We start from the raw sequence: 20,299 nt of genomic DNA on the forward strand, positions 1-20,299 counted from the left end.
CACGACAGGTGCCCGGCGGGTTGCCGGCCGTACGGCTGTCGCCGGGGGAAAAAGACCACAGCAGTTCCGCAAGGCTTGCCCGGCACACGGGTGAGAACCGGCGAGACAAACAGGAGTTATAGGTGATTCAGCAGGAGTCGCGACTCAAGGTCGCCGACAACACGGGTGCGAAGGAAGTCCTTTGCATCCGTGTGCTCGGTGGCTCGGGTCGGCGCTACGCGGGAATCGGCGACATCATCGTCGCCACGGTCAAGGACGCCATTCCTGGCGGCACCGTGAAGAAGGGCGACGTCGTCAAGGCGGTCATCGTCCGCACTGTCAAGGAGCGCCGTAGGCCCGACGGCTCCTACATCCGCTTCGACGAGAACGCCGCCGTGATCATCAAGGACAGCGGCGACCCTCGTGGAACGCGTATCTTCGGTCCCGTCGGACGCGAGCTGCGCGACAAGAAGTTCATGCGCATCATCTCGCTTGCTCCGGAGGTGTTGTAATGCCGAAGCTGCACGTCAAGAAGGGTGACCTCGTCCAGGTCATCGCGGGCAAGGACAAGGGCGCCAAGGGTCGGGTGATCGCCGCCTACCCGAGCGAGGACCGCGTGGTCGTCGAGGGCGTCAACATGATCAAGAAGCACTCCAAGGAGACCCACCAGGGCCCGCGCGGCGCCAAGAGCGGCGGCGTGCAGACCATGGAGGCTCCCATCCACGTGAGCAACGTCAAGAAGCTCAAGGGTGACGAGAAGCCCGCCAAGAAGGAGTCGGCCAAGGCGGACTCCGACGAGTCGGGTGAGGACAACTGATGACCGCCAACACCACCGAGGCCGTTCAGACCCGGCCCGTCCCGCGCCTCAAGCAGCGTTACCGCGAGGAAATCACCGCGAAGCTGCAGGAGCAGTTCGGGTACGAGAACGTCATGCTGATCCCCTCAATCACCAAGATCAAGGTGAACATGGGTGTCGGCGAGGCCGCGCGTGACTCGAAGCTCATCGACGGCGCCGTCCGTGACCTGACCTCCATCACCGGTCAGAAGCCGGCCGTCGTGCGGGCCCGCAAGTCCATCGCCCAGTTCAAGCTGCGCGAGGGCATGCCGATCGGCGCCCACGTGACGCTGCGCGGCGACCGCATGTGGGAGTTCCTCGACCGGCTGCTGTCGCTGGCGCTGCCCCGTATCCGTGACTTCCGCGGTCTGTCGCCGAAGCAGTTCGACGGCAACGGCAACTACACCTTCGGTCTCACCGAGCAGGTCATGTTCCACGAGATCGACCAGGACAAGGTCGACCGTCAGCGTGGCATGGACATCACGGTCGTGACCACCGCTAAGACCGACGACCAGGGCCGGGCGCTGCTGAAGCTTCTCGGTTTCCCGTTCAAGGAGGCCTGATCATGGCGAAGACGTCGCTGAAGGTCAAGGCCGCTCGCAAGGCCAAGTTCGAGGTCCGGGCGTACACTCGGTGCTCGCGCTGTGGTCGTCCCCGCGCCGTCTACAGGAAGTTCGGCCTGTGCCGCATCTGCTTCCGCGAGATGGCGCACCGGGGCGAGCTGCCCGGCATCACCAAGTCGAGCTGGTAGTCTCCGCGCGGTCCGGTGAACATCTCACCGGACCCGCGCGGCGCCAGCCGTACATGTAAGTCGATATTCACCGGGCGCTGTTCCAAGCGCCCATGACCGCACCGAAGGTCCCCTGGGGAAACCGCGGTGAGGAAGGCCGCCGGCCATGACGATGACCGACCCGATCGCAGACATGCTCACGCGTCTGCGAAACGCGAACTCGGCGTACCACGACACCGTGGCCATGCCGTACTCGAAGATCAAGGCGCACATCGCCGAGATCCTCCAGCAGGAGGGTTACATCCAGGCCTGGAGCGTCGAGGACGCCAAGGTCGGAAAGAACCTCGTGGTGGAGCTCAAGTTCGGGCCGAGCCGTGAGCGTTCGCTGACGGGCCTGCGCCGGGTTTCCAAGCCCGGTCTGCGGGTCTACGCGAAGAAGGACAACCTGCCCCGGGTCCTGGGTGGACTGGGCGTCGCGATCATCTCGACGTCCGGTGGACTCATGACCGACAAGCAGGCCGGCAAGCGTGGAGTGGGCGGGGAAGTCCTCGCCTTCGTTTGGTAGAAGGGAGAAATCACAGCATGTCGCGAATCGGACGGCTGCCCATCCCTGTACCGAACGGCGTGGACGTCGCCATCGACGGCCGGGAAGTCACGGTCAAGGGCCCCAAGGGCACGCTCTCACACAAGGTCGCTGAGCCGATCGACGTCGTCAAGGGAGATGACGGCGCTGTCACCGTCTCTCGCCCCAACGACGAGAACAAGGTCCGTGCGCTGCACGGACTGTCCCGCACGCTGATCGCCAACATGGTGACCGGTGTGACCCAGGGTTACTCCAAGACCCTGGAAATCGTGGGTGTCGGTTACCGCGTGCAGGCCAAGGGCCCGACTCAGCTCGAGTTCGCCCTCGGTTTCAGCCACCCGGTGGTCGTCGACGCCCCCGAGGGTGTCACCTTCCGCGTCGAGAAGCCGACCCTGTTCCACGTGGACGGCATCGACAAGCAGAAGGTCGGCGAGGTCGCCGCGAACATCCGTAAGCTGCGCAAGCCCGACCCGTACAAGGGCAAGGGCGTGCGCTACCAGGGCGAAGTTGTCCGCCGCAAGGTCGGAAAGGCTGGTAAGTAGGCATGGCTGGCAAGACTGCGTTCGGCAAGCACACGGCCGCCCGCGCTGTCTCGCGGGCCCGCCGTCACGGCCGAGTCCGCAAGAAGGTGGTCGGTACGGCCGCGCGTCCGCGCCTGGTCGTCAACCGTTCGACGCGGCACCTGTTCGTGCAGATCGTCGACGACTCCCAGGGCCACACGCTGGTGAGCGCTTCCACCATGGACGCCTCCCTGCGCACGGCGACGGGTGACAAGACCGAGAAGGCGAAGCAGGTCGGCGAGCTTCTCGCTCAGCGGGCCAAGGCTGCCGGGATCACCGCGGTCGTCTTCGACCGTGGTGGAAACCGTTACGCGGGCCGCCTGGCGGCTCTCGCGGACAGCGCCCGCGAAGCCGGGCTGGAGTTCTGATGGCCCGTACTTACAAGAGCAACGAGAAGAGGAACCACTGATGGCTGGAGCTCCGCGTCGCGGTGGCGCCGCCGGTGGCGAGCGGCGTGACGGTCGTCGTGACGACCGCCGCGGTGGCAGCGCTGACAAGGGCGTCTCGTACATCGAGCGCGTCGTGAAGATCAATCGAGTGGCCAAGGTCGTGAAGGGTGGTCGTCGCTTCAGCTTCACCGCCCTCGTCATCGTCGGTGACGGCAACGGCATGGTCGGTGTCGGCTACGGCAAGGCCAAGGAAGTTCCCGCGGCCATCGCCAAGGGCGTCGAAGAGGCGAAGAAGCACTTCTTCAAGGTGCCGCGCATCCAGGGCACCATCCCGCACATCGTGCAGGGTGAGGAGGCCGCCGGCGTGGTCTTCCTGCGTCCGGCCTCGCCCGGTACCGGTGTCATCGCCGGTGGTCCGGTGCGCGCCGTACTGGAGTGCGCCGGTATCCACGACGTGCTGTCCAAGTCGCTCGGCTCGGACAACCCGATCAACATCGTGCACGCCACGGTGGCCGCTCTGAAGGGCCTCAGCCGCCCCGAGGAGATCGCCGCCCGTCGTGGCCTGCCGCTGGAGGACGTCGCTCCCAAGGCGATGCTCAAGGCACGCGCCGAGGGCCTCGCCGAGGCCGCGGCCGCCAAGGCGGTGAGCTAACCGATGGCACGTCTGAAGATCACTCAGGTCCGCTCGAAGATCGGCGGCAAGCAGAATCAGCGTGACTCGCTGCGCTCGCTCGGTCTCAAGCGAATCGGCGACGTCGTCGTCAAGGAGGACCGCCCGGAGATCCGCGGCATGGTCTCCGTGGTGACGCACCTGGTCACCGTGGAAGAGGTCGACTAGTCATGGCAGACAACACTCCGCTCCGCATCCACCACCTGCGTCCGGCTCCCGGTGCCAACAAGGCCAAGGTCCGCAAGGGTCGTGGTGAGGGCTCCAAGGGCAAGACGTCCGGTCGTGGCACCAAGGGCACGCACGCGAGGACCGGGGTTCCCCTCGGCTTCGAGGGTGGCCAGGTTCCGCTGCAGCGCCGCCTGCCCAAGATGAAGGGCTTCTCCAACGCCCTGTTCAAGACGACCTACCAGGTCGTCAACCTGGACAGGCTCGGCGAGCTGTTCCCCGAGGGTGGCGACGTCACCGTCGAGACGCTCGTCGCAAAGGGCGCGGTTCGCAAGAACCAGCTCGTGAAGGTCCTGGGAACCGGTGACATCTCCGTGGCGTTGAACGTGCAGGCGCACGCCTTCTCCGCCAGCGCCAAGGAGAAGATCGCCGCGGCCGGGGGCTCTGTCTCCGAGCTGTAGGACATGGAATTTCACGCATGAAAACGTGGCGCGGGGGCTCATTATGGGCCCCCGCGCCCGTAGTGCGTTAGAGTTCGCTGGACAGCGAGACTCAACTCGTTTCCGTGAGCTCGTTGACACGAGATAGCAAAGATGGACCACCCCCGCACCATCGCTGACCGACATCGCCTTTCAGGCGCGCAGGAGGGCCCGTGCTGACCGCGTTTACCCGAGCGTTCCGTACGCCGGACCTGCGCAATAAGTTGCTCTTCACCTTGGGCATCATCGCGCTGTTCCGGCTGGGTTCGGTGCTTCCGACCCCGGGTGTGAATACGGAGAACATCAGCCGCTGTCTCAGCCAGGCTCAGGCTGGGGACGCGGGCAACATCTATGGAATGGTACAGCTCTTCAGCGGTGGCGCCCTGCTGAAGCTGTCGGTGTTCGCGCTCGGCATCATGCCGTACATCACCGCGAGCATCATCCTGCAGCTCTTGGTCGTGGTGATCCCGCGCCTTGAGGCCCTCAAGAAGGAGGGGCAGGCGGGCCAGACCAAGATCACCCAGTATACGCGGTACCTCACGGTCGGTCTGGCGATCCTGCAGTCCACCGCGTTCATCGCCCTCGCGCGCACCGGGCAGCTGTTCCCGCAGTGCCGTGAGGAGATCCTGCTCGACAAGAACAACATCTTCTCGATCGTCACCATGGTGGTCATCATGACCGCCGGTACGGCCGTCATCATGTGGCTGGGCGAGCTGGTGACCGACCGCGGCGTCGGCAACGGCATGTCCATCCTGATCTTCACCCAGGTGATCGCGGTCTTCCCCGTCGAGCTGATGACCATCGCCCGTACCCGCGGCCTCTTCGTCTTCAGTGTGGTAATCATCACAGGTATCGCGATGATCGCCCTGGTTGTCATGGTCGAGCAGGCCCAGCGCCGGGTCCCGGTGCAGTACGCCAAGCGCATGGTCGGCCGCAGGATGTACGGCGGGACCTCCACCTACATCCCGCTGAAGGTGAACCAGGCCGGCATCATCCCGGTGATCTTCGCCTCCTCCCTGCTCTACCTTCCGCAGCTGGTCACGACCCTGTTCAGCAACGCTCAGGAGGAGCCGAACGCGGTCGTGCAGTGGATCCAGCAGAACCTGGTCACGGGCGACACTCCTGCGTACATGGTCACGTTCTTCCTGTTGATCGTCTTCTTCGCCTACTTCTACGTGTCCATTACCTTCAACCCCGTTGAAGTCGCCGACAACATGAAGAAGTACGGTGGGTTCATCCCGGGCATCCGTCCGGGTCGGCCGACGGCTGAGTACCTGAACTACGTGCTCACGCGACTCACTGCTCCTGGCGCCCTCTACCTGGGGTTGATCGCCATGGTGCCGATCGTCGCACTCGCCCTCGTCGGCGCGAGCCAGAACTTCCCGTTCGGAGGGACGAGCATTCTGATCATGGTTGGTGTCGGCCTGGACACCGTGAAGCAGATTGAGAGCCAGCTGCAGCAGCGCAACTACGAAGGCTTCTTGAAGTAGTGCGTCTCGTCCTGGTCGGGCCCCCCGGAGCGGGTAAGGGGACACAGGCCCAGTTCATCGCATCGAACCTGTCCATCCCGAAGATCTCGACAGGTGACATCTTCCGCGCCAACGTCTCGGGCGGCACGGAACTCGGCAAGCTTGCCAAGGAGTACATGGACCGTGGCGACCTCGTGCCCGACGAGGTCACCATCGCGATGGTCCGCGACCGTCTCTCGGAGAGCGACGCGCAGGACGGTTTCCTGCTCGACGGCTTCCCCAGGAACGTGCCCCAGGCCGAGATCCTGAAGAAGATGCTTGAAGAGTTCGGTGTCGCGTTGGACATCGTCCTCGAACTCGTGGTCGACGACGACGAGGTCGTGCGCAGGCTCGCGGGCCGCCGCACCTGCAGCCAGTGCGGCCGCATCTGGCACGTCGACTTCGACGACAAGAAGGACGACGTCTGCGACGCCTGCGGCGGACACCTCTACCAGCGTGACGACGACAAGGAGGCGACCATCAGGCACCGCCTGGAGGTCTACCAGGAGCAGACCGCTCCTCTGGTCTCCTTCTACGCCCAGGAACGCATCCTGGTCGGGGTCGACGCGACCGGTCCGGTGGAAGAGGTCACGCAGCGCGCGATGGAGGCGCTGAGCCCGTACATCGACTAGGGACACTTGTCTCCCCAGCACGCCATCCATGGCAACCCCATGGGTGGCGTGCTGCCGTTTAGGGCACAATCGGGGGAATTGGGCTCCCCGACTGCCCGTTGAATCACCCCAGGGGGTGCGCACGTGTTCAAGAAGAACAAGCACGGAATTCAGATCAAATCGCCCGAACAACTGGAGAAGATGCGGGCAGCGGGTCTGGTGGTCGGCCGTACGTTGCAGTTGCTCCGTGAGAACGTCAGGCCGGGCGTGACGCCGCTCGACCTCGACGGCATCGCGGAGAAGGCGATCAGGGACGAGGGCGCCATCCCCTCGTTCAAGGGCTACCAGGGATTCCCGGCGACGATCTGCGCCTCGGTGAACCACGAGGTGGTCCACGGCATCCCGAGCAACCGGCGTCAGCTCCAGGAGGGCGACGTCATCTCCATCGACTGCGGTGCCATCCTGGACGGCTGGCACGGCGACTCGGCGATCACCGTCCCGGTCGGGGAGGTCGATCCCAAGCTAACCGAGCTGATGCGGGTCACGGAGGAGGCCATGTGGCGGGGCATCGCCGCGCTCACCGTCGGCCGCAACCTGTCCGACATCGGGCACGAGGTCGAGAAGTACGTCCGCTCCCAGGGTCGCTACGGCATTCCCCAGGAGTACGGCGGGCACGGCATCGGCACCGAGATGCACATGGACCCCTGGGTGGCCAACCACGGCAAGCCCGGCAGGGGACCGCGCTTCGAGCCCGGCATGTGCTTCGCGGTCGAGCCGATGGTCAATCTCGGCACCGACAGGACCAGGGTGCTGGCCGACGACTGGACCGTCGTCACCGTCGACGGCAAGGCTTCGGCGCACTTCGAGCACAGCGTCGCCGTGACACATAATGGACCTTGGGTACTGACCGCTCTTGATGGTGGAAAAGAGCGGCTTGCCGGACTGTTGGGCGATGCGGGATAACACGTAACGCCCGCCGACGAGCGGATGTGGTCAACCATGATGCCTTCCCCGGAGATGCGAGCCTCGGACGGAGACCGTGACAAGGTCGCCGGGGTGCTGCGCGAGCACTACGCCCAGGGCAGGCTCACCAACGAGGAGTTCGACGAGCGTCTCGAACGGCTCTACTCCAGCAGGACCTACGGCGAGCTGGCCAGGCTCACCTCCGATCTTCCCGACGTCGACCTGAAGCGGATGACCCCGGCCCCGGCGAACTCCCCGCAGCGGCGCGACGCCCGGCGCAAGGGCGTGGCGGCGATGTGGGCGTCCTGGGCCATGGCCAGCGGCATCAACTGGATGATCTGGCTCATCATCGGCGTCACCAACGGCCTCGACTTCCCCTATCCGTGGCCGCTGTGGGTGATGGGCCCCTGGGGCGTCATCCTGCTGATGAGCACGTTCCTCGGCGGACGGGGTGACCGGCCGGACCGGTGACGGCCCCGAGGCCCTGACAGAGGTCACATACGCGAAAAGCCCTCCCACGACCAGGTCATGGGAGGGCTTTTCGCGTTGTGTCAGATCTTTAACGTCAGGGGCAGTTGGGGCTGGTGGGGCGGGGTAGATGATCGTTGCCGAGGCGCCGTCGTGAGGTGGGGGTGGTGATGGGCCTCAGACAAGACCCTGTGGCGGCGGCGAGGGCCCTGCTGGGCGCGGGGACGGTGTTCCTGTTCGTGGGGGGCGCCGCCGTACCGGCCGATGTGCGGGTCACGCCCTCGACGGTCGCTCCCGGGCAGTCGGTGGCCATCGCGGCGGCGGGCTGTGCGGCCCCGGCGACCGCCTACTCGGCCGCCTTCGCCTCGACCTCGGCGCGGTTGAAGGGCAGGACAGAGGCGCTGCGCGGAAGCGCCCGCATCAGCTCCCATGCCGCGCCCGGCACCTACGCCATCACCGTCCGCTGCGTGAGGGGCGGGCCGTACAACGGCACCTTCGTCGTCGACGAGCATCCGGTCCTCGCTCCCGGAACCGGGGGCGGCGGCCTGGCGATGCACACGTCCGGCGGCGCCACGCGCACGGCCTGGCTCTTCGGGGCCCTGGCCACGGTCGTCACGGTCCTCGGAGCGGCCCTGGCGCTGTCGCGCGGGCAACGTGGACAGGGCGATCACTAGACCTCCGTGCCCGGCCGGAACCGTTTGTGCGCGTCATCGGCGGGGTCGCGCCTCGGCCGGGCACGGATTCCCGTTGCGGGCTGCGGGCCGTACCGGACGAGGGGCTGGGAGGGGTCCCGCGCGCTCCGTGGCGGTCCAGGCGGGGCGGTCGCGGGAGTCGCGGCCCTTGCTGGCCCGTGCCGATCTCGCGTCTCCTGGGCGGTGCTGAGCCGACGCGTGTGCGGGGTGAACGTCCCATCGGACGGCAGGCTCCACTTGATCATGCCGACGCGACGGGTGGTACGGCGGGCGGGGTTGACTCCGCGGTCTTCGCCAGGCTCGGTGAGCTCGGACCCGGGGACGCCGAGTCTTCGCGGTCGCGTGCGTCGAGTGGGTGTACGGCTAGGCGGGTGGGCGGCGGCTTCGACCAGGTGGGACGCTCCTACGCGGACAACGTGATCGTCCGGCCCTGTGCCGTGCGGGATAACGCGCTTCGGATCTGCGGTATTCTGAGTAGCGGTTGTGTCAAGGTGCCGGCCGTCTGTTTCGCATTTCATCGCCCGGTGCCCTACACTCCTTCTTCGGTTCACTATGACCATTGCGCATCGACGGTGTCGCAACCGTCGCTCTCATCGAAGCGCTGGGTCGCGGCTGCGTAGTGTTCCGAGAGCCTCAGACGACCGATCAGTGAAACGCGAGGGACATGGCCAAGAAAGACGGCGCCATCGAGATCGAGGGCACTGTGGTTGAGTCGCTCCCGAACGCGATGTTCAGGGTGCAGCTCGACAACGGCCATAAGGTCCTGGCCCACATCAGCGGGCGGATGCGGATGCACTACATCCGAATCCTTCCTGACGACAGGGTTGTCGTCGAACTGAGCCCCTACGACCTCAGTCGTGGGCGGATCGTCTACCGATACAAGTAAGCGCGTCTGAGGGACGAATAAGGACTATGAAGGTCAAGCCGAGCGTCAAGAAGATCTGCGACAAGTGCAAGGTGATTCGCCGGCACGGTCGCGTCATGGTGATCTGCGACAACCTGCGCCACAAGCAGCGTCAGGGCTAGTCGAGAAAAGGCCCACAAGGAGTCCGCTCATCAGTGGCGGACTCGACCCATGTCGGGCCACAAAGTAATCGCGTTCCACACTCACGTAGGCGGCCTCGGCCGGACCACGTGGGAGACCCCCGGTCGGAGGCCGGGGCCCTCACCCCGGGCATGGGGAGGGGAAGTGGGGCGTAGGACCTCCGCCACAACGAAGGAGAATGCCCGACCATGGCTCGCCTGGTTGGCGTCGACCTCCCCCGCGACAAGCGGCTGGAGATCGCTCTCACCTACATTTACGGAATCGGCCGCACCCGTGCGCTTGAGACCCTGAAGGCCACCGGCATCAACGGCGACCTGCGGGTTCACCAGCTCACCGACGAAGAGCTGGTGCCGCTGCGCGACTACATCGAGGCCAACTTCAAGATCGAGGGTGACCTCCGTCGCGAGGTCCAGGCCGACATCCGTCGCAAGATCGAGATTCAGTGCTACCAGGGCATCCGGCACCGCCGTGGCCTTCCCGTGCACGGTCAGCGCACGCAGACCAACGCGCGTACCCGCAAGGGCAAGAAGAAGACCGTCGCCGGTAAGAAGAAGCCCGGTAAGAAGTAGTCCGCGTAGCCGCAGGACCGAACACCTCAGGAGTTGAAGGCAAGCAATGCCTCCTAAGAGCCGCCAGGGTGCCCCGAAGAAGGTGCGCCGCAAGGAAAAGAAGAACGTCGCTCACGGGCACGCCCACATCAAGAGCACGTTCAACAACACGATCGTCTCGATCACCGACCCGAGTGGGAATGTGATCTCCTGGGCCAGCGCCGGCCACGTCGGGTTCAAGGGCTCCCGTAAGTCCACCCCGTTCGCCGCGCAGATGGCCGCCGAGAACGCCGCCCGCCGTGCCATGGAGCACGGCATGCGCAAGGTCGACGTCTTCGTCAAGGGTCCGGGCTCCGGCCGTGAGACCGCGATCCGTTCGCTGCAGGCGACCGGCCTTGAGGTTGGCTCCATCCAGGATGTCACCCCGGTGCCGCACAACGGCTGCCGTCCGCCCAAGCGCCGTCGCGTCTGACGCCCAGGAGAAGATAGAAAATGGCTCGTTACACGGGTGCGGACTGCAAGCTCTGCCGCAGGGAGAAGACCAAGCTCTTCCTCAAGGGCAAGAAGTGCGAGTCCGCGAAGTGCCCCATCGAGATCCGTCCCTACCCGCCGGGTGAGCACGGTCGCGGTCGTCCGAAGGAGTCCGAGTACCAGCTCCAGCTTCGTGAGAAGCAGAAGACCCGCCGCATCTACGGCGTCCTCGAGAAGCAGTTCCACAACTACTACGAGGAAGCCAACCGCAAGACCGGCAAGACCGGCGAGAACCTCCTCCAGATCCTGGAGAGCCGTCTCGACAACGTGGTCTACCGCGCCGGTTTCGCCGAGTCGCGCGACGCCGCCCGCCAGCAGGTGCGCCACGGCCACATCGTGGTGAACGGCAAGAAGGTCGACATCCCGTCGTACCGCGTGCGCGAGCACGACATCGTCGAGGTCCGCGAGAAGGCTCGCAACCTTCTGCCCTACGAGGTGGCCCGCGCCACCGCCGGTGACAAGACCTACCCGGCCTGGCTGGGAGTCGCTCCCGAGGCGCTGCGCGTGCTGGTCCACCAGCTCCCGGTCCGTCAGCAGATCGACACGCAGGTCCAGGAGCAGCTGATCGTCGAGCTCTACTCCAAGTAGTGGCCTCGCGGGTGCCGTACGGTTCGCCGTACGGCACCTATGCTGTTTATCCGAGCGACGTCAAATAGCGGGCGTCGCCATCCAGGGGGAGATCCCACATGCTGATCGCTCAGCGTCCCACCCTCCTCGAGGAGTCCATCGAGGAGACCCGCTCCAAGTTCGTCATCGAGCCGCTGGAGCCGGGCTTCGGTTACACCATCGGCAACTCGCTGCGGCGCACGCTGCTGTCGTCCATCCCGGGCGCGGCCGTGACCAGCATCCGCATCGAGGGCGTGCTGCACGAGTTCTCCACGGTTCCCGGGGTCAAGGAGGATGTCACCGACATCATCCTGAACCTCAAGGAGCTGGTCGTCTCCTCCGAGCACGACGAGCCCGTGGTCATGTACCTGCGCAAGCAGGGCCCCGGTGACGTCACCGCCGCCGACATCGCGCCCCCGGCCGGTGTCGAGGTGCACAACCCCGAGCTGCGCATCGCCACGCTGAACGGCAAGGCGAAGCTGGAGATGGAGCTGACGGTCGAGCGTGGCCGCGGTTACGTCTCCGCCGCGCAGAACAAGCAGCCCGGCCAGGAGATCGGTCGTATCCCGATCGACTCCATCTACTCGCCGGTTCTCAAGGTCACCTACAAGGTCGAGGCGACCCGTGTCGAGCAGCGCACGGACTTCGACCGGCTGATCCTGGACGTCGAGACCAAGCCCTGCATGAAGCCTCGCGACGCGGTGGCCTCCGCCGGCAAGACCCTCGTCGAGCTGTTCGGCCTGGCCAGGGAGCTCAACGTCGAGGCCGAGGGCATCGACATCGGCCCGTCGCCGACGGACGCGGCCCTGGCCGCCGACCTGGCGCTGCCGATCGAGGAGCTGAACCTCACGGTCCGCTCCTACAACTGCCTCAAGCGCGAGGGCATCCACACCGTGGGCGAGCTCGTGGCCCGCAGCGAGCAGGACCTCCTGGACATCCGCAACTTCGGTGCCAAGTCCATCGAAGAGGTCAAGCAGAAGCTGCACGAGATGTCGCTCGCGCTGAAGGACTCCCCGCCCGGATTCGACCCGAGCGCGGTGGCCGGAGGCGGCTACGACGATGACGACAGTGCCTACGTCGAGACCGAGCAGTACTGATTTTCATCTGACGGGGGCCGGACACCGGCCCCCGGCCTGACCGCGGTACCTCGTACGGCCGCGGCGGGTTAACTCTCAAGGAGAACGAAATGCCCAGGCCCACCAAGGGTGCCCGTCTCGGCGGCAGCCCGGCCCACGAGCGGCTGATCCTGGCGAACCTCGCCACCCAGCTGTTCCAGCACGGCCGGATCAAGACCACGGAGACGAAGGCCAAGCGCCTGCGCCCGCTGGCGGAGAAGCTGATCACCAAGGCCAAGAAGGGCGACATGCACAACCGTCGTCAGGTGCTGACGGTCGTGCGTGACAAGAGCGTGGTCCACCACCTGTTCACCGAGATCGCGCCGACCTTCGCGGAGCGTCCCGGTGGCTACACCCGCATCACGAAGATCGGCTTCCGCAAGGGCGACGCCGCCCCCATGGCCGTCATCGAGCTGGTGTCCGAGCCGCTGAACACGGTCACCACCACCCGCCAGGCCCCGGCCGCCGCTCCCGCCGCCACGGAGGAGCCGAAGGCCGAGGAGACCGCCGAGACCACCGAGGCTCCGGCCGAGGAGGCCCCCGCGGCCGAGGCTCCCGCCGAGGAGACCGAGGGCAAGAAGGACAACGCCTGATCTTCCAGGCTTTCGGACGGGTCCGGCATTTCGCCGGGCCCGTTCTTCTTTTCCCGGCTTCTTTCAGGAGGGACACATCGTGGTACGGCTGCGCCTTGACCTGGCCTACGACGGGACCGGCTTCTCGGGCTGGGCGCGTCAGCCGGGGCGCAGGACGGTCCAGGGGGAGATCGAGGACGCGCTCGGCAAGGTCTTCAGGCTTCCCGAGCCCCCGTCGCTGACCGTGGCGGGGCGCACCGACGCCGGGGTCCATGCCAGGGGTCAGGTGGCCCACGTGGACCTGGAGCCCGAGGCGTTCGGCGCGCTGGACAGCAGGAACCGGGTGGTCCCCCTGGACGATCCCGTCGCCGACCGGCTGCCCGTCCTGGTCAGACGCCTGGCCGGGATCCTGCCCGCCGACGTCAGGGTCCACCGCGTCACCGTGGCCCCCGAGGGCTTCGACGCCCGCTTCTCGGCGATGTCACGGCGCTACGCCTACCGGGTCTGCGACGCTCCCGGCGGGGGCGATCCGCTGCGCCGCCACGAGGTCGTCTGGTATCCCCGGCCGCTCGACCTGGACCGGCTCAACGCCGCCGCGTCGGCGCTGCTCGGCGAGCACGACTTCGCGGCCTTCTGCAAGAAGCGCGAGGGCGCGACCACGATCCGCGAACTCCAGCGGCTCTCCTGGGTCAGGGAGGGTGACCTGCTGGTGGCGACGGTCGTCGCGGACGCCTTCTGCCATTCGATGGTCAGGGCGCTGGTCGGGTCGCTGCTGCCGGTCGGGGAGGGGCGCCTGCCGGTCGAGTGGCCGGGGCAGGTGCTGACGCGGGCCGTACGGGACTCCGCTGTGCACGTCGCACCCGCGCACGGGCTGTGCCTTGAGGAGGTGCGCTACCCGGAGGGCGAGGCGCTGGCCCGCCGAGCGGCGCAGACCCGGCGGGTGCGCACACTCGGCGACACTCCTGAGGCGTGACGGTCGGCCCTGGTCGTCCGTCTTGTACGGCAGGGCCTTGGTTGGTCAGCTGGTTACGCGGCGTTCGACGACTTTGGCGGTCTCGTCGCGGAAGGCGCCGCTGACCTTGCCCAGGGTCTTCTCCTTGGCCGTCGGGGTGTGACCGTCGCTGAAGGTGGCGTAGCTGAAGACGATGTAACGCCCCCACACCAGGCCCGCCGCGTAGCCGCCCGCGATGCCGACGCGCTCGGCCCCGCTGCCCGCACTTCCTGGAAGGCCGCGGAACCACAGGTTGCTGCCCAGGTTCTTCGTCCGGTCGACCTCGACGGCCGACTGCAGGGTGGGCAGCACCGCGATTCCGGTGGTCACGGCGTACTTGCGCTTGCTGTCGACATACGTGGCCCGCAGCACTTGGCGGCAGTCCTGGTTGGCCAACGTGCTGGCGAACCTGCCCGCCGCGGCCTCGTCGCACTTGTTGGTCACATCGGTCTTGACCCGGACGAACGTGGCACCGGCCAGGGTCACCTTCTTGGTGAAGGCGTCGGCCACGGTCATCTTGCCCGGGTCCGTCTTCTCCGAGTTGAGGATCTCGGTGTTGATCGGGTCGGGCTCGGGAGGCGTGTTCGGGTCGTCGGTGGGCTCGACGGGCGCGGAGGTGGGGATCGGGGGTTCCGCGCTGGCCGACCGCTTGGCGTTGAACGACTGGTAGGCGAAGAACGCCCCGGTACCGGTGCCGCCGACCACGACGGCGACCACGGCCGCGAGCAGGATGGTGTTGACACGCTTGCGTGGCGGCGCGGGGGGAGGCGGCGGGGCCTCCTGGACGACCGCGGACGGCGGGGTGAACGGCCCGCGCTCGACCTCGACGGCCGGACGCGGTGCCGGTGGCTTGTCACCCGTCGGTGCGGGAAGCGGCGCCGTGACCACCGGGATGCCCCTGGGCGGGGTCGGCTGGTCACCCTGCTCGGGAGGCGGGGCCAGCGCCCTGCTGACCACACCGGGCGCGTCGGTTCCGAGCGGAACGGCAGCCTGATCCGGGGCGGCACTCTCGGTCGAGGGCGTGGGCTCCGGCGTCGCGTCGGGGGTGTCCGTCTCTGGCCGGGGCCCGGACTCCTGCTCTCGCCCATGACGGACGGGCGTTACGGCCTGGCCGACGTCCTTTCGGACCTTGACGGTGGTCTCGTCGGACTCCTTGTCCTGCGGCCCCTCGTTCTCCGAGCCCTCGGGCCAGACGGGTTCCCCGGTCGCCGCGGGCCATCGTGAGGTGTCGGGGAGGTCCTGACCGGGGGCGGGCCACACCTGCATGCCCGCCGCGGCGGCCGTGAAGGCGGGGGGCGGCTGCCAGGGCGGACCTCCCGGCACGGGCGGCGCCGTCGTCAGCGGGGACGCGTCGAACGGCGTCTCCTGCTGCGGCGGTGGAGGGGGCGGGGGTGTGCTGGTCTGCCAGGGCTGCTCGTTCTGTCGGGCTTGTTCGGTCTGCCGGGGTTGTTCGGGGAGGGCGTCCTGCCGGGGTTGTGCGGGCGCGGTGAAAGGCGTGGGTTGGGCGGGGGTGCCCGTGGAGACGTCCTGCCAGGGCTGCTGGGGCGCGTTGGCGGGGGGCTGTGGGGGGCCGCTCTGCGTGGGCGCACCCCAGGAGGCCGGGGACTCGGGAGAAGGAGAGACCCACGGGCCCTGGGAGTCGGTCGGGGGTGCTCCGGGCTGGACCACGGGGGGCGTCCACGGCGCCTGACCCCTCGGTTCTCCGGACGCGGGACCCCACGGCGGTGGTCCCGACGGCCCGGACGACGCGGGGGTGGGTACGGCTCCAGACAGGGGAGCGGGCGGAGCTCCCGGCGCGTTTCCTGGCGGCGCCCACGGCTGTGCGGTGGGAGCACCGGGGACGGGCGGCGCCTGCCAGCCCGGTCCCTGCTGGGCGGGCGGCGTGTTCCAGGCGGCGCCCGGGGGTGGAGGCCGGTCCACGGGAGACCACGGCGCCGGTCCCTGCGGCCCGTTCTGCACGGGACCCGGTCCGTTATGGGTGGAACCCGGTCCGTTCTGCACGGGAGCGGGTCCGGGCTGGGTTGGGAGCGGTCCTTGAGGTCCGTTATGGGCGGGGGCCGGTCCCGGCTGGATCGGAGGCGGTCCCTGCAGCCCGTTCTGAACAGGAGTGGGTCCGGGCTGGGCCTGAGAACCGGGCTGGGAGGAAGGCGGCGCCTGAGGTCCGTTGTGGACGGGAGCGGGTCCCTGCGGTCCGGGCTGGGCGGGGGCGGTCCCATATGGCCCGCTTTGGGCGGGAGCCGTTCCCTGGGGTGGGTTCTGGGAGGGGAACGGGATCTGACCGGCAGGCGGTCCCTGGGGTCCGGCCTGGGTGGGCGGTGCTGAGTGCGCGCCGGGGGCCGGGGGGGTCCAGGAAGGTGCGGCGCCCCAGGACGGGGGAGCGGTCGGGGCGGGTGGCTCGGAGGCGGGGGCGGGACCGCTCCACGGCCGGGTGGGAGGCTCTTCGAGGGCGTCGTTCCACGGCGGGGCGGGCTCCCGGGGAGCGGCCCACTGCTGCTGCGCCTGACCCGGAGCCTGACCCGGGGCCTGAGGGCCGGGAGGAACCGGGGCGCCCGGACCGGGGTTCTCGATCCAGGAGATGACGGCGGGCACCGCGGGCGAGACGTCCGGCCACGCCGATCCGGTCCCGCCGGACGGTCCTCCAGATGGGCCGGAGCCGTACGGCTGGGCCGTACCGCTAGAGGGGCGCTCTGCCGACCGGGCGCGCCACGGGGTGGGAAGGTCGTCCTCGGGGTCGGAGAACCAGTCGTACGGCGCGCCGTCGTCGCCCGGGACCACCCATGGCTGGGCGCCTCCCGGCGAGGGTTCCGGCCAGGCCGGAGGCTCGCGGAGCTGGTTGTCACCTGTGAGATCTGCCCGCGGCACGTGCGGCGAAGGCTGACCGAAACTCGGCGGGGGCGTCGCCGGTGCGGCCGAACCGTCGGCTTCGCGTTCGTGCTCGGACCCGGATTCCTGGCCACGCATACGTGGAAGAGTAGCGACAGCCAAAGATCATCATGTGGGTATGGGTGTTCCTGGCCGGATCGCCCGCCAGTTTTATCCGGGGAAACCGTCGTATGAACCTTTGGTCAGGGTCGCTTCCCGGTCAGCGAACGCGACTCCAGGGCCGGGGTCACGGTGGCGTCCACGGTTCCGAAGGCGGCCTGGTTCAGCTGCTTGACCTCGGTCTTCTTGGGCAGGTGGCCGTCCTTGAACTGGAACCAGACCATCACGGCGTAGTGCCCGTGCCGCCATCCCCCGGCGAACGCCTCGCCGGAGCCGAGAAATTTGGTGACCTTGTCCTTACCGGGCAGCGCCTTGAGGTACTCCTTGCGAGACTTGCCAGCCCCCACCGAGACGACCTTGGCCGCTCCGGCCGACGTCTTGAGGTTGGCGACGCCCACGGTTCCGATGATCTTCCCGGAGGCGTCCCGGAAGCTGGCCCGCAGCAACTGGGTGCATTTGGCCGCCTCAAGCGCCTTCTGGAGCTTCTCGCCGACCACGGCGTCCTTGCACTTCTTGTCCGTCCTGCGAACCGTCATCAGGTAGCTGCGGCCGCCGTACGACACCTTCTTGTGCTTGAACAGTTCGCCGAGCGTGAGCGCGTACGGATCGGTCGTGCGGGCGCCGGCGAAGCCGAACTTGCCGCTGGGCGGCTGGGGGATGGCCGGGTCGGTCGCGGTCCTCGTGGGGGCGGCGGTGCCGGGGGCGGGGGTGGAGTCGGAGTTCACCAGCATGGTGAGGCCGACGCCGCCCGCGACGAGCACGGCGAGCGCGCCGAGCGCGATGAACAGCGGTCGCCGGGAACGCGGGCCCTCGTCGTATGGACTCCACATCGCCTGCTTGCGCGACGGGGGCTCCGCGGACGAGGGGCCCGGCGTGGGAGTGGGGGCGTTGCCGTACGGCGGGCTCTCCACGGGGCGCTCCCCCTGGACGGGGCTCTGCGGGACGGGCGGTGTGGGGTCGAACCAGCCCTCGGCACGTGCGGGCGGCATCTGACCCGCGGGGCTCTCAGGCTGGACGTACGGCTGGCGGCGCGGCGGCTCCCCGGGAAAACCCATGGGGCAGAGACTAGCCCGCTCTCCGGGCCGGTTCACTCACGAGTAACCGAAGTCCTGGGTCCACCAGGGACCGCTGACGCCGCCCATCACCCCGACGCCGGTCGCCTTGAGCGAGCAGTTGAGGATGTTGCCTCGATGGCTGGTGCTGGCCAGCCAGCCCCGCACCGCCTCGGCGGCCGTGGCGAAGCCCCGGCCGATGTTCTCCGCGCCCCCGTTGCGGTAGCCCGCGGCCTCCATCCGCTGCCAGGGCGAGCGTCCGTCGGGGGAGGTGTGGGAGAAGACGTCGCTGGCGGCCATCTCGGCGGAGTGCGCCCTGGCCGACTGGACCAGCCGCCTGTCGATCCGGAACGGCGCGCACCCCGCTTTCCTGCGCTGGGCGTTGACGAGCCTGACGAACTCGCTCTCCAGGGAGCTCAGCGGGACGGCGGAGGTGTCGGTGTTCTCCCTGCCCCCGATGTTCTGGTTGTCCCCGCCGATGATGTAGCGGGGGCCGTTGTCGGCGCCGAGGTCGTCGAGCGGGGCGCGGGGCAGCCGGGTGGCCTGGGGAGTAGGGCGCTCGTTCGGCGTCACCGGGGCTGGCGTGGGGCGGATGACACGTTCGAGCGGGGGACGTCCGTTGGCGTATCCCTGTTCGACGGCCGTGGGCGTCGGTCGCGCGGGTCCCGTGTTGTTCAGATAGATCTTCGGGGTGTCGTCGTCACGGCTTCCACGCCCGATGAGATAGCCCAGCAGCAGCACCGTCATCAGGCAAGCGAAAAGCCCCATACGGCGCAGACTGGTCCGCTGGGTGTCGCGAAGGTGAGGAAGCTGCCACATTCCGCTGCCAAAGATAGAGATGTTTGTGCTGAGGAAAAAGAGAATGTCAAGAACGTATTGGAACCGTTCTGCGAAGAACGGGAGGGCTGATCGTGGCAATGGTCCGGTGGGGCGGTGCCGTACGGGTAGACTGCTCGGGGACACCGGTGGGGTGAGGCCTCGTTTTGACCCGCGCTCAGCCGTACCGGTAACCTGCTAGTTCGTTGTGTGCGAATTGGTCTCCTCAGCAGACCGATGCGCGGCGCGTCCGGCGTCATCTCCTGCGTCTCGGGAGACGGAAGGTCCGGGCTGTCGTGTGCCCGCACCTACCGACCATGTTGCTGTCATCTCTGACAGCGCCGAAGACGCGAGCAAAGAAGGCATACGACCGTGCGCACGTACACACCCAAGCCTGCCGAAGTCGAGCGTCAGTGGTTCATCATCGACGCCACCGACATCGTGCTTGGCCGGCTGGCCAGCCACGTCGCGATCCTGCTCCGCGGTAAGCACAAGCCGATCTTCGCCAACCATGTCGACACCGGTGACTTCGTCATCGTCATCAACGCCGACAAGGTCGCACTGACCGGCAACAAGCTTGAGCAGAAGAAGGCGTACCGTCACTCGGGCTACCCCGGTGGTCTGCGTTCGGTGACCTACGGCGAGCTCATGGAGAAGCGTCCCGACCGCGCCGTCGAGAAGGCCGTCAAGGGCATGCTCCCCAAGAACGCTCTCGGCCGGAAGATGATCAAGAAGCTCAAGGTCTACGCGGGCTCCGAGCACCCGCACCAGGCTCAGCGCCCGACCCCCTTCGAGCTCACCCAGATCGCCCAGTAGCCACCGGCTGACCATCGCCAGCAGCGTCGGCCGGACGGCCTGCGCCGAGTTAGGAAAGTAAGAGGAGAACCGTGGCTGAGCCCACCGGTGTCGAAACGCCCATCGAGGGCGAGCAGGAAACGTACTCCGCGGAGGAGTTCCCCTCCGAGTACACCTCCGAGTCCACTGCCAGCGGCGAGGCCGCCGTCCGTAAGCCCATCACCACGGGCAACTCCTACGGCACCGGCCGCCGCAAGGAGGCCGTCGCCCGCGTCCGCATCGTGCCGGGCACCGGCAAGTGGACGATCAACGGCCGTCCGCTCGACGTCTACTTCCCGAACAAGGTCCACCAGCAGATCGTCAACGAGCCCTTCGTGACGCTCGGCGCCGAGGACCAGTTCGACATCATCGCCCGCATCGACGGCGGCGGTGTCACCGGCCAGGCCGGTGCCCTGCGCATGGGCCTCGCCCGCGCGCTCGCCATCCTGGACGTCGAGGTCAACCGCGCCCCGCTGAAGAAGGCCGGCTTCCTGACCCGTGACGCCCGCGCCACCGAGCGCAAGAAGTACGGCCTCAAGAAGGCCCGTAAGGCTCCGCAGTACAGCAAGCGTTAA

The 20,299-nt window shown here is 67.7% G+C and carries 28 protein-coding genes; 25 read left to right on the forward strand and 3 right to left on the reverse strand.

Translation table 11 applies throughout. The annotated features are described in order from the left end of the window. Positions 1-122 precede the first annotated feature (122 nt). The 23 genes from rplN (at position 123) to truA (ending at position 14,022) form a co-directional block, all read left to right on the forward strand. Complete coding sequence (gene rplN / locus FHS44_RS04710; protein ID WP_012887841.1) at positions 123-491, forward strand: 50S ribosomal protein L14; 369 nt, start codon at positions 123-125, stop codon at positions 489-491. An 8-nt stretch (positions 492-499) separates the two neighbouring features. Next, a complete protein-coding gene (rplX, locus tag FHS44_RS04715; RefSeq protein WP_246435273.1) occupies positions 500-796 on the forward strand; it encodes a 50S ribosomal protein L24 in 297 nt (98 codons plus the stop codon). Next, entirely contained in the window at positions 796-1,377 is a 582-nt protein-coding gene (rplE, locus tag FHS44_RS04720; protein WP_184712610.1) for a 50S ribosomal protein L5, read from the forward strand. The genes rplX and rplE overlap by 1 nt, the downstream gene beginning before the upstream one ends. Positions 1,378-1,379: 2 nt before the next feature. Beyond that, positions 1,380-1,565: a type Z 30S ribosomal protein S14 gene (locus tag FHS44_RS04725; RefSeq protein WP_012887844.1), complete on the forward strand. Its 186-nt coding sequence runs from the start codon at positions 1,380-1,382 to the stop codon at positions 1,563-1,565. A 145-nt stretch (positions 1,566-1,710) separates the two neighbouring features. After that, positions 1,711-2,109, forward strand: coding sequence for a 30S ribosomal protein S8 (gene rpsH, locus FHS44_RS04730; RefSeq protein WP_184712611.1), 399 nt, complete (start codon positions 1,711-1,713; stop codon positions 2,107-2,109). Positions 2,110-2,126: 17 nt separating this feature from the next. Further along, positions 2,127-2,669: a 50S ribosomal protein L6 gene (gene rplF / locus FHS44_RS04735; protein ID WP_184712612.1), complete on the forward strand. Its 543-nt coding sequence runs from the start codon at positions 2,127-2,129 to the stop codon at positions 2,667-2,669. 2 nt (positions 2,670-2,671) lie between these two features. Further along, positions 2,672-3,055: a 50S ribosomal protein L18 gene (gene rplR / locus FHS44_RS04740; RefSeq protein ID WP_184712613.1), complete on the forward strand. Its 384-nt coding sequence runs from the start codon at positions 2,672-2,674 to the stop codon at positions 3,053-3,055. A 40-nt stretch (positions 3,056-3,095) separates the two neighbouring features. After that, positions 3,096-3,728 carry a 30S ribosomal protein S5 gene (gene rpsE, locus FHS44_RS04745; protein ID WP_184712614.1) on the forward strand — a complete coding sequence of 211 codons (633 nt, stop codon included), beginning with the start codon at positions 3,096-3,098 and terminating at the stop codon, positions 3,726-3,728. A gap of 3 nt (positions 3,729-3,731) precedes the next feature. Further along, positions 3,732-3,914: a 50S ribosomal protein L30 gene (gene rpmD / locus FHS44_RS04750; RefSeq protein ID WP_068896549.1), complete on the forward strand. Its 183-nt coding sequence runs from the start codon at positions 3,732-3,734 to the stop codon at positions 3,912-3,914. Positions 3,915-3,916: 2 nt separating this feature from the next. Further along, a complete protein-coding gene (rplO, locus tag FHS44_RS04755; RefSeq protein ID WP_184712615.1) occupies positions 3,917-4,372 on the forward strand; it encodes a 50S ribosomal protein L15 in 456 nt (151 codons plus the stop codon). A 191-nt stretch (positions 4,373-4,563) separates the two neighbouring features. Further along, entirely contained in the window at positions 4,564-5,880 is a 1,317-nt protein-coding gene (gene secY, locus FHS44_RS04760) for a preprotein translocase subunit SecY (RefSeq protein WP_184712616.1), read from the forward strand. Further along, the gene (locus FHS44_RS04765; protein WP_184712617.1) at positions 5,880-6,530 is read left to right on the forward strand and encodes an adenylate kinase; all 651 of its coding nucleotides are present in this window, start codon (positions 5,880-5,882) and stop codon (positions 6,528-6,530) included. Before secY ends, FHS44_RS04765 begins: the two co-directional genes overlap by 1 nt. Positions 6,531-6,653: 123 nt before the next feature. Beyond that, positions 6,654-7,472: a type I methionyl aminopeptidase gene (map, locus tag FHS44_RS04770; protein ID WP_184712618.1), complete on the forward strand. Its 819-nt coding sequence runs from the start codon at positions 6,654-6,656 to the stop codon at positions 7,470-7,472. 54 nt (positions 7,473-7,526) lie between these two features. Continuing rightward, positions 7,527-7,943 (forward strand): DUF1707 SHOCT-like domain-containing protein, encoded by a 417-nt coding sequence (locus FHS44_RS04775; protein ID WP_246435073.1) that lies wholly within the window; start codon positions 7,527-7,529, stop codon positions 7,941-7,943. 167 nt (positions 7,944-8,110) lie between these two features. Then, positions 8,111-8,614, forward strand: a complete 504-nt coding sequence (locus tag FHS44_RS04780; protein WP_184712620.1) for a hypothetical protein — start codon at positions 8,111-8,113, stop codon at positions 8,612-8,614. A gap of 682 nt (positions 8,615-9,296) precedes the next feature. Beyond that, complete coding sequence (gene infA, locus FHS44_RS04785) at positions 9,297-9,518, forward strand: translation initiation factor IF-1 (protein ID WP_012887858.1); 222 nt, start codon at positions 9,297-9,299, stop codon at positions 9,516-9,518. A 26-nt stretch (positions 9,519-9,544) separates the two neighbouring features. Beyond that, on the forward strand, positions 9,545-9,658 hold the full coding sequence (rpmJ, locus tag FHS44_RS04790; RefSeq protein WP_003956441.1) for a 50S ribosomal protein L36: 114 nt from the start codon (positions 9,545-9,547) through the stop codon (positions 9,656-9,658). A gap of 207 nt (positions 9,659-9,865) precedes the next feature. Further along, on the forward strand, positions 9,866-10,246 hold the full coding sequence (rpsM, locus tag FHS44_RS04795; protein WP_184712621.1) for a 30S ribosomal protein S13: 381 nt from the start codon (positions 9,866-9,868) through the stop codon (positions 10,244-10,246). 46 nt (positions 10,247-10,292) lie between these two features. Further along, complete coding sequence (rpsK, locus tag FHS44_RS04800) at positions 10,293-10,697, forward strand: 30S ribosomal protein S11 (RefSeq protein ID WP_012887860.1); 405 nt, start codon at positions 10,293-10,295, stop codon at positions 10,695-10,697. A 20-nt stretch (positions 10,698-10,717) separates the two neighbouring features. Then, positions 10,718-11,344 carry a 30S ribosomal protein S4 gene (gene rpsD / locus FHS44_RS04805; RefSeq protein ID WP_184712622.1) on the forward strand — a complete coding sequence of 209 codons (627 nt, stop codon included), beginning with the start codon at positions 10,718-10,720 and terminating at the stop codon, positions 11,342-11,344. A gap of 98 nt (positions 11,345-11,442) precedes the next feature. Further along, the gene (locus FHS44_RS04810) at positions 11,443-12,459 is read left to right on the forward strand and encodes a DNA-directed RNA polymerase subunit alpha (protein ID WP_184712623.1); all 1,017 of its coding nucleotides are present in this window, start codon (positions 11,443-11,445) and stop codon (positions 12,457-12,459) included. Between the two features lie 89 nt (positions 12,460-12,548). After that, positions 12,549-13,070, forward strand: coding sequence for a 50S ribosomal protein L17 (gene rplQ, locus FHS44_RS04815; protein WP_184712624.1), 522 nt, complete (start codon positions 12,549-12,551; stop codon positions 13,068-13,070). Positions 13,071-13,149: 79 nt separating this feature from the next. Continuing rightward, the gene (gene truA, locus FHS44_RS04820) at positions 13,150-14,022 is read left to right on the forward strand and encodes a tRNA pseudouridine(38-40) synthase TruA (protein WP_184712625.1); all 873 of its coding nucleotides are present in this window, start codon (positions 13,150-13,152) and stop codon (positions 14,020-14,022) included. A 45-nt stretch (positions 14,023-14,067) separates the two neighbouring features. On the opposite strand, the gene FHS44_RS04825 is transcribed toward truA, so the two are convergent. The 3 genes from FHS44_RS04825 to FHS44_RS04835 form a co-directional block, all read right to left on the reverse strand. After that, positions 14,068-15,708 carry a hypothetical protein gene (locus FHS44_RS04825; RefSeq protein WP_184712626.1) on the reverse strand — a complete coding sequence of 547 codons (1,641 nt, stop codon included), beginning with the start codon at positions 15,706-15,708 and terminating at the stop codon, positions 14,068-14,070. Positions 15,709-17,105: 1,397 nt separating this feature from the next. Next, the gene (locus tag FHS44_RS04830) at positions 17,106-18,077 is read right to left on the reverse strand and encodes a hypothetical protein (RefSeq protein WP_184712627.1); all 972 of its coding nucleotides are present in this window, start codon (positions 18,075-18,077) and stop codon (positions 17,106-17,108) included. 36 nt (positions 18,078-18,113) lie between these two features. Continuing rightward, complete coding sequence (locus FHS44_RS04835) at positions 18,114-18,821, reverse strand: CAP domain-containing protein (protein WP_221460330.1); 708 nt, start codon at positions 18,819-18,821, stop codon at positions 18,114-18,116. 441 nt (positions 18,822-19,262) lie between these two features. On the opposite strand from FHS44_RS04835, the gene rplM reads away from it, so the two are divergent. Further along, complete coding sequence (gene rplM, locus FHS44_RS04840) at positions 19,263-19,706, forward strand: 50S ribosomal protein L13 (RefSeq protein WP_184712629.1); 444 nt, start codon at positions 19,263-19,265, stop codon at positions 19,704-19,706. Positions 19,707-19,777: 71 nt separating this feature from the next. Continuing rightward, a complete protein-coding gene (rpsI, locus tag FHS44_RS04845; RefSeq protein WP_184712630.1) occupies positions 19,778-20,299 on the forward strand; it encodes a 30S ribosomal protein S9 in 522 nt (173 codons plus the stop codon).

The sequence above is a fragment of the Streptosporangium saharense genome, from assembly GCF_014203715.1.
In the GTDB taxonomy this organism is placed as follows: Bacteria; Actinomycetota; Actinomycetes; order Streptosporangiales; family Streptosporangiaceae; genus Streptosporangium; species Streptosporangium saharense.